The organism is candidate division KSB1 bacterium (assembly GCA_024655945.1).
Taxonomy (GTDB): domain Bacteria; phylum Zhuqueibacterota; class Zhuqueibacteria; order JANLFK01; family Oleimicrobiaceae; genus Oleimicrobium.
In genome coordinates, this window is sequence record JANLFK010000016.1 from 85,956 (window position 1) to 93,651 (window position 7,696).

The following is a 7,696-nucleotide window of genomic DNA, read 5'->3' on the forward strand; positions in this document are numbered from 1 at the left end:
ATTCTGCGTTCATCCCTTGTCCCCGCGGGCAAGGAGCGAGTACAGCAGGGGCACCACCAGCAGGGTGACAGCCGTGGAAATGAACAGGCCACCGATCAGGACAATTGCCAGCGGTCTCTGCAGCTCAGCGCCTTGTCCCCAGCCAACGGCCATGGGCAGCAGACCCAAGATGGTCGTCACCGAGGTCATGACGATGGGACGGAGGCGTATGCGGCCGGCCTGCAAGATGGCCTGTCGCATGGGCAATCCTTGCCTGAGCAGCTGATTGGTAAAGTCCACCTTGACAATGGAATCGTTGACGGCGATTCCTGCCAGCACAATGACGCCGATCAGGGTGATGGCGTTCAGGCTCAGGCGGGCAAGCAGGAAGAGCAGCGCCGTACCTGCCACCGTCAGCGGGACGTCCAGCATGATGATGAAGGGCTGGCGTAGCGACTCGAACTGGGCGGCCAGGATCATGTAGATCAGGGCCACCGACAGCAGCAGCGCGTAGGCGAGGCTGCGGAAGGACTGGCTGAGTTCTTCGCGTTCGCCCCCAAGCAGCACGCGGTAGTCCGGAGGTGTGGCCAGCCCTTCCAGCCGCCGGCCGATGTCGCGCAGCACGTCCCCGGCGGCCCGTCCCTCCACTGCCCCGATCAGCATAAGTTCCCGGACCTGGTCCTCGCGGCGGATTTCGGTCGGCCCTTGCACATATTGGTAACGAATCAACTCGCGCAGAGGAACGCCGCCTGGACTGGCGTGCAGGCGTGCGGTCAACAGGTCTTCCATGTCGTCGCGGTCCTCGGCACGTGGCCGCACCAGCACGTCAATTTTCTGGTCAAAGTCTTTGAACTGCGTGGCCACATGCCCCTTCACCGAATGCTGAATGAAACGTGCCACTTGTGCGGCCGAGAAGCCGAACATGGCGGCGCGCTCGCGGTCGATCTGAATGCGCACCTCGGGCCGCCCCTCTTCCCCCTGCTGCTGTAAGGCAGTCAAACCAGGGACCCCAGCCAGGCGACGTTCCACCTCACGGGCAATTTCCTTGGCCACGGCAAAGTCCTCCCCTTGCACCTTTACCGCCACCGGTGGTTCGGTCGTGCCCAGCACCTGCTGGAGGACGTTGGCGGCCTCGTTCACGCGCACGTGCGCATCGGTAAGATGCGCGGCCTGTTCGCGCAGCGCCGCCATCAGCTGCCAACTGCTGCGCTCACCTCGCCCTTTCAGGCGCACGTGCACCTTGCCGCGATGGAGCGCCGCCTCTTCGGTGAAGATGGCCAGGGGGTCCTCGATGAGGCCAATGGTGGAAAAGACCGCCTCCACCTCAGGCTGCGCCAGCAACCACTGCTCCACGCGGGCAACGCGCGCGGCAGTCGCCTCTAAGGTTGCGCCCACTGGGGCCTCCACCTCTACCACAAACTCCCCTTGGTCAACTCTGGGCATGAACTCACGGGGCAGCAAGAACGCCACCCCCGACCCCAAAGCCAGCACCCCCAATACCGCTGTGAGGGCCAGGCGGCGATGGTCGAGCACCCGGGCCTCTGCCCTCTCGTACCACGCGGTGAACGCCGCCAAAATGTGGTCGGAAAAGGCAAAGACGCGGCGCAGGGCCTGCCGAGTAGGGGTGAAAAGCCTCGCGCCTGCTGCACGGAGAGGGCTGGCCAAGGCCTGCCACAGCCGCATTGCCCCCTTGCGCAAAAGCCCCATCGCCATCCATAGCCCCCCTTTGCGCTGCCGCCCTCCAGCGGCGGGCGCGCCCTTGTCACGCCCCCGCGCAGCAAATCGAGAAAACCGCATCGGCAGCAACGTCAGCGCCACTCCCAGAGAGGCCAGGAGGGAGAACGTCACCGCCAGCGCCTGGTCGCGGAAGAGCTGCCCGGCCACGCCGTGCACGTAGACGATGGGCAAGAACACCGCAATCGTGGTCAAGGTCGAGGCCAGCACAGGCATGGCCACTTCTCTGGCACCCAGAACCGCAGCCTCCATGTGGCCACGGCCCAGCTGCCGGTGTCGGAAGATGTTTTCCAAGATCACGATGGAGTTGTCCACCAACATGCCGATGCCTAAGGCCAGGCCCCCCAGGCTCATCAGATTCAAGTTCACCCCGGCAAAATAGAAGAGCGTGAGGGCAAAAAGCAAAGAGAGGGGCATGGAGAGTCCGATGTTGATGGGCTGGCGCAGGTCGTGGAGGAAGAAGAAGAGTACCAGAAAGGCCAGCAGCCCGCCTGCCAGGATCGCCTGCTTGACGTTGGCAATGGCGCCGCTGATGAACTCGGCCTGGTCATAGGCAACGGCAACCTGCAGGGCAGGGTATTCCTGGTGGAGCTGGGCAAGGACCTGGCGCACGCGGCGCGAAACCTCGACGGTATTTGCCCCTGCTTCTTTTTTGACCAGCAGGCCGATGCTCTCGCTGCCGTTGAAGCGGGTGATGCTTTCCCGCTCGCGAAAGCTGTCCTCCACCCGGGCAATGTCTGCCACGCGCACTAAGGCGCCGTCAGGAGCACGTCCGACCACCACGGTAGCAATTTCCTCGGGCGACTGGAACTCGCCCAAGGCGCGCAGCGAGTAGCGGTAGAGCCCCCTTCGAATGCTGCCACCAGGGAGGCTGTAGTTGGCGGCTGCCAGGGCCGCAGAGAGCTGGTCCAGCGTCAGGCCGAAGGTGGCCAGTCGCCGCGTGTCCACGTCCACATGGATCTCGCGCTCCAGGCCGCCGGTGACCGCGGCCATGGCCACCCCTTTGAGTTGCTCCAGCCGCCGCCTGAATACCTCCCTGGCCAGGTCGCGCAGACGAATCAGATCGCCACCCGCTAAGGAGATGGCCATGATCGGCTGGCTGCGTGGGTCCAGACGCAGGATGGAGGGGCGGCCGGCTTCGCGGGGCAACACCCACCGCAGCTGGTCCAGCTTCTCGCGCACGGCCAAGCTGGCAAAGTCCATGTCCACCCCCCAGTGGAACTCCAGCGTCACCAGCGACAGCCCTTCCCGGGACACCGAACGCACGTGCCGCAGACCAGCAACCGTGCTGGCCGCCTCCTCGATGGGCCGCGTCACAAACTCCTCGATCTCGATGGGCCCAGCCTCTGCATAGGTGGTCCAGACGGTCAGCTTGGGATACGCAAGATCCGGCAAGAGGTCAACACTCAACCTGCTCAGGGATACCACGCCGAGCAGCACCACCGCCAGGAAGAACATGGCCGTGGCCACCGGACGCCGCACTGCCAATTCAGATAGGTGCATCGTCTACCACTCATCTGCGCTGCCCTGAGGCTGGTGGCGCGCTGCCGCACCCACGTTGTTCGCGCCTCATGCAGCGTAAGCGCTATTGGGTGACCTGGACTGGGGTATCGTGCGCCAAGGTGTAGTGACCCGAGGTGATGACCAGCTCCCCCTCCTTCAAGTCAAAGGCCGAGCCGAGGATTTCCACCCACTGCTCGTCCTCCAAGCCGGTGTCCACGTAGCACCATTTGGCCAACCCGTCGCGCACAATGAACACCAGCTTACGATTGTCGCGTACCAACACTGCCGCCTTGGGCACTACGAAGCGGTCCGGGAAGCTCTGTGCCTCAATCTTGGCGAAGGCGTACATCCCTGCCTTGAGTTTCCTCTGCGGATTGGCCAGGCGCACGCGCACGCGACAAGTCTTGGTCTCCGGATCGACCCGTGGGTTGATGCTCACCACCTCGCCTGAGAAGGTCTCCCCAGGGAAGGCGACAAAGCTCACTTCTGCCTTGCGCCCTTCCCGCACCAACCCTACCTCGCTTTCCAAGACCGCCAGGTCCACCTCCAACTGCGAAAGGTCCACAAGGCGCATGCATTCCTGTCCCGGGGAGACCTGCTGGCCCTTTTCCACCTTGACATCGGCCACCAGTCCTGAGAAAGGGGCGCGAATCTCAGTGTGCGCCAAATTGAGCTCGGCGCGCTTGAGGGCGTTCCATGCTCTGGTGAGCCCGCTCTTGCTGGCGATGAGCTCTTCTCTCTTTTGGCCGGAGAGGACCAGCGCCGTCTCGTACTCCAGGCGCGCCTTGTCATAGTCCTGGGTGCTCAGTTGCCCGGCGCGCGCCTTGCGCTGTGCCTCCTCCCAGCGACGCGCCGCCTCCTCCACATCCACTGTCTGCACCGGATTGTGCACCCGGGGAGATGGGGCGCTGGTGGTATCCGTGCCCTTCATGAGGGCATGTTCAACCTGGGCATCGAGGAGGGCGGCGCGAGCCTCGGCAACGGCCAGTTGGTATTCGCGATCGTCGATCTTTAGCAGCAGCTCACCCTGACCGACCATCTGCCCTTCGCGAATGGGAAGCTCGGTAATTTCCCCGCCGACTTGCGGGGTGCTCACCACCTCGCGACGGGCCCGAGTGAGGCCTGTGGCAGTGATGCGCAACACAATCTCTGCACGCCGCGCAGGGGCAGCGGCCACCGGCAAAGGAGCCTCGGTTGCGGGGGGTTCAGCTGTGGGAGTTTCGCTCTTGACGGCCTGCTGGGAAGTGGAGCGGGCCAGCCGTTCCTTTAGGGAGAAGGCCGCCAGGCCAAGTGCCCCTAAAGCGGTAACGATGAGCAAGGGAGAGAATAGCTTCCTCATGTCCGTGGCCCCTGTTTTCGGCGCCCACCGGCGATGTCCGCCCGCCGCCTCTTGCGCCCACGACCAACGGCTTCTACTGCGGTACTCGGACCGTCCAGGAGCGGATTGTCCGGACGGTGAAAGTACAAGCCATGTTGGCCAGATGGCCGTTGCGGCGCGCAGGCAGCCGCGTTCAATCCGTTCCAAATATATAACGAGCTGGTCAAAAAGCAAAGAGAAAAAGTGGGCGAGCCAGGCCCAGAGAGGTCGGCTGTGTTCCTTGTGTCTGGCGCACCGTCTCAGGTTGTTCGCGGGCCGGCCCGCAGGCGTGCGCAGCAGAGAGGAAGGGCGATGAGTCCTCCGGGGACAACCCTTTCGCCTTGGCGTGCAATTTTCCCAAAAAACACTTGACAGAAATCGGTTTCTTCTTTGCCTTACGGCCCAGACGAGGTGGCCCTGGGTCGCAGAAAGCTCCGGGGCAGTCCGGGAACTTGTCAAGGGTCGCACGCATTGCGAGGAAGTTGGAGGTCCTCGATGCGCAAGCCGCAGAAGGTCATCGGCAGCGGGATGGTGGTTTTGCTGTCGTTGGTGGCGGTCGCCATACCATCGGCCTCAGCTCAGAGGGCGTTTGGCCGGAGCAAGGAGGCTGGCCCTGTGGTTGGAGCACGGTCATTCGGTTCTTTGTTTACACTGGTCAAAGAGGTCCAAGTTAGGCGCGATACGGTGGCCGTCGGGGGAATTGACAAATTGAGGGTCGGACCTCGGGGTCAGCTTTTGCTGTTGGACACCCGCCTGCGAGAGGCTTTTCTTGCCAGGGCGGATGGTCAGATCATGACGCGGCTCACCGTGGAGGCCCTCGTGCCCGGTGTGGAGTGGTGTCCCCTCGCGGCAACCTTTGCGCCCGACGGCAGCGTGGTGGTATGGTCTGCGTCAAGACACATAGTACTTTTCGACTCCCTTGGCAATCCCAAGACTACCCTCGACGCGAAGCAGCTCGGCGAGGTTCGTGACCTCGTCGTGGACGAAGACGGGAGGATTGTCGCATACTCTTTGTTCCCCGGCCGCTTTGCAGTGGTGAAGATCGACCACCAGGGCAAAGTGTGGGCTACGGGCGGCACCTTCCCAAAGGAGTTCGGTAACTACTTGCTGCGCTTAGAGGAAGGGGGCTGCCTTGCCTTGGACAGGGATGGCTACGTATACCAGACCAACGTTTGCGGGCCGCAAGTCTACAAGCATTCCAAAGAGCTCCGGGTGGTAGAGGTCTTCCGCAGGCGGCCCGCCTTCTTCGAAGGGCTGGCGCCGGAGGCTGACGAGCTGTTCGCTGATCCCGGGAAGTTCTTCGACATGCAGAGAGCAATGCGAAGCGTAACACAGAACATCCACCTCTTCGCTCTCAATGATACGCTGTTCCTTTCGCAGTACCTGGTGATGCGTGAAGGCAAGTTCGCCCTGGATATATGGTCCAACCGTGGACGGTACTACCCAAGTGAGCGGCTCCGATACGATAGGCCGATCCTTGCGGCGCGCGACAATCACGTCTACACGGTTGTTCAGCCTCTGCCTGAGGCCTCGGGAAACCTCCCCAATCCTTGCATAATCCAGTACCGCCTTTGCTTCCGACAGGAGGAGGTGCCGTCTTCTCGAAAGGGCCGTGATCCTTCTGCTCTCGGTGACCATGATCACGGTGCTATTTTCCGGTCGACGACATCGCCAGGTGGGTCACGGCGGTCGGTACGGGCCGCCCCGGAGAGAGAGCGTCCAGGAGCTGGAACCACTGCACTACTCTTTGAGGCTGCTCGGGAGGCGCCTTCCCGTTGTGGAAGTCGTAGACGCGGCTAGTGGTGCTTGCTATGAAACCCGCTTCTCCAGGCCGACTGTTGTCGTGCTCCTGTCCCGTCTCGGATGCAACCCATGCACGAAGAGTGAGCTCGGACGACTTCAGGAGCTGACTCAGACCGGGGCAAAGAACTGGCCCTTCGCCGTGCTGGTTGTGGCCATGGGAGTGGACCGAGCTGAGTTGTTGCGACTCCGCAAGGTAACTGGCGCCTCATTCCCGATGACGGTGGAGCAAGATGGCAAGTTGTGCGCCTGGCTGGGCAACGGGTGCTCTCCCTGCGTTTTGCTCGTTGATTCTCTGAACAAGATAGTTGGCGCTTACTGCGCGTTGCAGGGCCACGCAGACTTTTCCACGAGCAATCTCGGGAACTTTGTTCGGCTCGCGGAACCGTCAGGCGACCCACGGCACCCGTGGAAGGAGGGACCAAATGAACCTTTGTGCAAAACTATGGCAGTTGTGGCTTCTGGCATTGAGCGCTTTCTGCGTGGTCACTCTGTTGCGCTTCGGGCCTGGAGAATCACTGCAGGCTGCAGACGACAATTGCTTCCGCTACGATCTATGCTACAAATTCGGCCTTATTAACTGCATCCCGATCAACGGCTGCCCAGAGATTGGGTTCCGCTGCGTCGTTCGGGGAAATGAGTGCTCGTACCACCCGGGGTGGTGCCCGGACTGCTTGCAGCAGTAGGGAGGCGGCAGGACACGACCCGCCTGCTAATCGCTTTCGCCTACAACGTCGCGCCAGGTCCAGTGTGGGAAGAGGCGCGAGAACCTCAGGGCGGAAGCTACCAGCCAGCTGGACGCGGAGAACGAGGCGAGGCTGCGGCAGACCCTCCACACCCTGTTTGCGGGCAGAACGGTGCTGGTCATTGCTCATCGGCTGTCGACGGTAATGGAGGCAGACGACATCGTGGTGTTGGATGCGGGCAGGGTCGTCGCGCAGGGGACCCACGCCCACCTCTACCGCTCCTGCCCGCTGTATCGGCGGCTGTGCGAGCTGCAGTTCGTGAGGCCTCCTCAAGTGGCAGAAGCTGCTTTGGCCGATTGATCCGGGCCAGCCTTCGCGGGATGTGCCCAAGGTCAGCCGGTGCTCGAGGTGACCGCTCGAGGATTGGCAGGGAAAGCCTGCGGCTGGCGCTTGTGGCATGCACTCCCGGAGGGGCGCCGAGGGGTAAGCATGGAGGGGGGTCGCTGTGCGCTCCTGGCCCGTCCTTGCGTTCGCTGCGCGGACCTGCTCTGTTGGCACCTCGCGACAGCTTGGAGCGCCAGCCCGGGGGGTGTTGCAGAGCCTGTGGCGACGATTGCAGCGAGGCAGCGGTTCAGTC

4 protein-coding genes and 1 pseudogene are annotated in these 7,696 nt (G+C 62.8%); 3 read left to right on the plus strand and 2 right to left on the minus strand.

Annotation, left to right across the window (positions count from 1 at the left end; translation table 11 throughout):
* Positions 1-9: 9 nt before the first annotated feature.
* Positions 10-3,216, minus strand: a complete 3,207-nt coding sequence (locus NUW13_15215; GenBank protein MCR4440370.1) for an efflux RND transporter permease subunit — start codon at positions 3,214-3,216, stop codon at positions 10-12.
* An 82-nt stretch (positions 3,217-3,298) separates the two neighbouring features.
* Positions 3,299-4,555 (minus strand): efflux RND transporter periplasmic adaptor subunit, encoded by a 1,257-nt coding sequence (locus tag NUW13_15220; protein ID MCR4440371.1) that lies wholly within the window; start codon positions 4,553-4,555, stop codon positions 3,299-3,301.
* 513 nt (positions 4,556-5,068) lie between these two features.
* On the opposite strand from NUW13_15220, the gene NUW13_15225 reads away from it, so the two are divergent.
* The 3 genes and pseudogenes from NUW13_15225 (at position 5,069) to NUW13_15235 (ending at position 7,419) form a co-directional block, all read left to right on the plus strand.
* On the plus strand, positions 5,069-6,373 hold the full coding sequence (locus tag NUW13_15225; GenBank protein MCR4440372.1) for a hypothetical protein: 1,305 nt from the start codon (positions 5,069-5,071) through the stop codon (positions 6,371-6,373).
* A gap of 425 nt (positions 6,374-6,798) precedes the next feature.
* The gene (locus NUW13_15230; protein ID MCR4440373.1) at positions 6,799-7,059 is read left to right on the plus strand and encodes a hypothetical protein; all 261 of its coding nucleotides are present in this window, start codon (positions 6,799-6,801) and stop codon (positions 7,057-7,059) included.
* 93 nt (positions 7,060-7,152) lie between these two features.
* Positions 7,153-7,419 (plus strand): annotated as a pseudogene (locus tag NUW13_15235) (ABC transporter ATP-binding protein).
* The last annotated feature ends 277 nt before the right edge of the window (positions 7,420-7,696 follow it).

What these genes read in the sequence shown, in the direction of transcription:
- NUW13_15230 (MCR4440373.1), top strand. Translation starts at nt 6,799, where the DNA reads ATGAACCTTTGTGCAAAACTATGGCAGTTGTGGCTTCTGGCATTGAGC.
- NUW13_15215 (MCR4440370.1), bottom strand. Translation starts at nt 3,216, where the DNA reads ATGCACCTATCTGAATTGGCAGTGCGGCGTCCGGTGGCCACGGCCATG.
- NUW13_15225 (MCR4440372.1), top strand. Translation starts at nt 5,069, where the DNA reads ATGCGCAAGCCGCAGAAGGTCATCGGCAGCGGGATGGTGGTTTTGCTG.
- NUW13_15220 (MCR4440371.1), bottom strand. Translation starts at nt 4,555, where the DNA reads ATGAGGAAGCTATTCTCTCCCTTGCTCATCGTTACCGCTTTAGGGGCA.